This window comes from Petralouisia muris (assembly GCF_004793545.1).
Taxonomy (GTDB): domain Bacteria; phylum Bacillota; class Clostridia; order Lachnospirales; family Lachnospiraceae; genus Petralouisia; species Petralouisia muris.
The window spans coordinates 1-3,082 of sequence record NZ_SRYA01000172.1 but is presented as its reverse complement, the minus strand read 5'-3'; the positions used below and the strand labels follow the sequence as shown (position 1 = coordinate 3,082).

Sequence of the window (3,082 nt, the reverse complement as noted above, 5' to 3'; positions counted from 1 at the left end):
ACAGCCGCAGGAAAGGAGGGCAAATGTTTACGAAAAGATTCGGCCTGGAGATCGAATTCACCGGGATTACCAGGCAAAAAGCAGCAGAAGTTGCCGCACATTACTTAGGCGGTACGACTGACACTGCCGGGGATTATTATGACACCCACAAAATAACCGCTCCGGATGGGCGTGTCTGGAAAGTGATGTACGATGGCAGCCTGCATTGCCAGAAAAAAGAGGGGCGCAGGACTGTCTCCGCTAATGACAGTTACAGCGTGGAACTGGTCAGTCCCATCCTGCTCTACCGGGAGGATATTGACCGGGTGCAGGCTTTGGCAAGAAGGCTCAGGAAAGCCGGAGGATTTGCGAACAAGTCCTGCGGCATCCATATCCATCTCGACGGAGCTGCCCACACCCCTAGAAGCATACGCAACTTCATCAACATCATTTATGCGCACAACGACCTGCTTTATAAGTCGTTGCAGATTGCGCCGGAACGGATGCGTTACTGCAAGAAAATGGACGCTATTTTGGTAGAGCGCATGAACCAGGTAAAGCCAAAAACACTAAGGCAGATAGAATCTATTTGGTATGAGAACTATACGGGAAACTGTAACGGCCACTACCACACCAGCCGCTATCATTTTCTCAATTTACACAGCTTCTTCCATGGCAACCATACGGTGGAGCTTCGGGGCTTCAACAGCACGCTCCATGCCGGGAAAATACGGGCATATATCGTGCTGGCGCTCGCCCTGAACCATCAGGCGTTGACACAGAAAAGCGCCAGCTACCGCAAGGTGCAGGAAGAAAATGAGAAGTTCGCCATGCGTGTTTGGCTGAACCGCATCGGTTTTATCGGCGATGAGTTCAAGAGCTGCCGGGAGCATCTCTACCAACACCTAGACGGCAATGCCGCCTGGCGGTACGGTTCCAGGGAGAATGTCAGGAGCCATATTGGCGCCAGGAATACTGAGAATGGAGGGCAAAATATATGAGCAAAAGTAACAATGTAACAAAAGACAGGTTCTATATCGCCTATGGCTCCAACCTCAACCTGGGGCAGATGGCAAAACGCTGCCCGACAGCAGAGGTTGTAAAAGCAACTTATTTACAGAATTACCGCCTGATGTTTCGTGGCAAAGGCACTGCCGTAGCCACGATTGAGAAACGCCGAGGCAGAAAAGTCCCCATCCTCATTTGGCGACTACAGCCAAGTGACGAGCATAATCTCGACATCTATGAGGGTTACCCACATCTTTACCGTAAGGAAATGGTAAAGGTAACAGTGGACAGCAGACGGATCCGGGCAATGGTTTATATCATGAACGAAGCCTTGCATCCCTATGGCACGCCGTCGCGCAGTTACTTCGATACAATCCGGCAAGGCTATGAGGATGCTGGCTTTGACGTCAAAATTCTGCGCCACGCTGTGCTTGACTCAGTTTGGGAAGCATATCTGGCAGAAAAGTATGAAGGGGGTGGGACGTATGACGGAAAGAATCAAGGAACAGATTGAGGCTATCCGGCAAAGTGGGGAAACCAATATGCTGGACACCCGCATGGTACAGTGGATTGCTAACCGTGAGAGCTATTATGAGTTAGTCATTTATTTGGAAGAACACCGGGAAGAATATGCAAATTACATATTCACCGGCGAAGCCCCGGAAGCAGAATGACACACATTATTCCATATTGTTATGACAAAACAAGACTTGCCGGAACCGGCAGTCTGAGTGATAGATGTGTGTACAGCCAAACGAAAGGAGCAAATAATATGAACTTCCAATATAATTACAATCTCCATGGCAGCGATAGAAAACCGCTGGTTGAAGCTATCAGCCAAATACTGGATAAACCTGCTGTCTACCAGGGCGCACCCAGTTTCTCCTACAGCATTGGTAATTATACCGTAGACAGAAACGGCGTGCTGTCATATGGCAGTAATATCCATCCCGATTTTGCAGCAGTGCTCATCAGCGATTTACAGGAGCGGGGCTTCGAAGCAGAAAGGGTAGCCATAGACAATATGGCAGAAGTGTCTGACGCGGATGGAGTTCCAGCAAATGGAACAATGGGCACTTCGACAGAAAATACGGCAACGGAAGCTGCTATGAATGAAACCAATCTGGAAGAACCTGCTGCAGATGTAGATATACCTGACGCAGCACTAAATACTGATGTGACGCCAAGTGCTGATGCACCGGGTAAACTGACAATCGAGATTCCCAACACGGGGTTTACCCCGGAAATACGGGAAAATCTAAAGAAAATCGTCGCCAGCAAAGCAACTTTACTTAAACAAGCGCTGGGAACAGACGACCTATCAATCGTGGAACTTGACGGCAGGATTACTTTCCCGTGGTTCACTCTCCATGATATTGACGGCGAAGCCGATGCCTATAACCGCTTAATCGCCGCCGTCTGCAAAATGGCGAAGACGCAGAAACGGGTGACGGCGGTAGAAAAACCGATTGAGAACGCCAAGTTTACCATGCGCCTGTTTCTGATCCGCTTAGGTTTTATCGGGGATGAGTACAAAACCGCCCGCAAAATCCTGCTGAGGAACCTTACCGGCAACAGCAGCTGGAAATCCGGCCACCGCCCGGAACGTAATGAGACTGCTGCAATCCCACCAAATCCGGCAGAAGCGACGCTTGTGGCAGCGCAGGAGCTTACCATTCCGCTGGAAGAAGCAGATGCCGCAGAATATGAGACACAGGAAGAGGACGCGGGAGGTGAAACTTATGGCAAATAGCAGATTTCCTAATCAGAAAACTGTGGAACGGATACGGAAAATGTACCCTATTGGCACACGGGTGGAACTTATCCATATGGATGATCCTTACAGCCGCCTCAAACCCGGCGACAAAGGTACTGTCCGCTTGGTTGACGATACCGCGACAGTATTCGTTGACTGGGACTGCGGTTCCGGGCTTGGCATTGTATATGGCGAGGACCGGGTGAGGAAACTGTAGCACATTAACGGGGGGAGCCTCTCATGGGGCTCCCTGAACTTTACGGTGGGTATGCCACCATGGCAGTCCCTTTTATTAAAAACGACACTTGCTTTTTATGGCAATGTGAGTGATAGATGTAA

General features: G+C 49.8%; 5 protein-coding genes. All 5 read left to right on the top strand.

Going from position 1 to position 3,082, the window contains the following annotated elements:
* Nucleotides 1-23 precede the first annotated feature (23 nt).
* The 5 genes from E5329_RS28715 to E5329_RS28695 all read left to right on the top strand — a co-directional run bounded on the left by E5329_RS28715 (nucleotide 24) and on the right by E5329_RS28695 (nucleotide 2,960).
* Nucleotides 24-980 (top strand): amidoligase family protein, encoded by a 957-nt coding sequence (locus E5329_RS28715; RefSeq protein ID WP_135992523.1) that lies wholly within the window; start codon nucleotides 24-26, stop codon nucleotides 978-980.
* Nucleotides 977-1,501, top strand: a complete 525-nt coding sequence (locus E5329_RS28710; RefSeq protein ID WP_135992522.1) for a gamma-glutamylcyclotransferase family protein — start codon at nucleotides 977-979, stop codon at nucleotides 1,499-1,501. Before E5329_RS28715 ends, E5329_RS28710 begins: the two co-directional genes overlap by 4 nt.
* Nucleotides 1,473-1,661 carry a DUF5049 domain-containing protein gene (locus E5329_RS28705; RefSeq protein ID WP_135992521.1) on the top strand — a complete coding sequence of 63 codons (189 nt, stop codon included), beginning with the start codon at nucleotides 1,473-1,475 and terminating at the stop codon, nucleotides 1,659-1,661. The genes E5329_RS28710 and E5329_RS28705 overlap by 29 nt, the downstream gene beginning before the upstream one ends.
* A gap of 98 nt (nucleotides 1,662-1,759) precedes the next feature.
* Nucleotides 1,760-2,740 carry a hypothetical protein gene (locus tag E5329_RS31390; RefSeq protein WP_275443871.1) on the top strand — a complete coding sequence of 327 codons (981 nt, stop codon included), beginning with the start codon at nucleotides 1,760-1,762 and terminating at the stop codon, nucleotides 2,738-2,740.
* Nucleotides 2,730-2,960 carry a DUF4314 domain-containing protein gene (locus E5329_RS28695; RefSeq protein WP_135992520.1) on the top strand — a complete coding sequence of 77 codons (231 nt, stop codon included), beginning with the start codon at nucleotides 2,730-2,732 and terminating at the stop codon, nucleotides 2,958-2,960. Before E5329_RS31390 ends, E5329_RS28695 begins: the two co-directional genes overlap by 11 nt.
* Nucleotides 2,961-3,082: the final 122 nt, after the last annotated feature.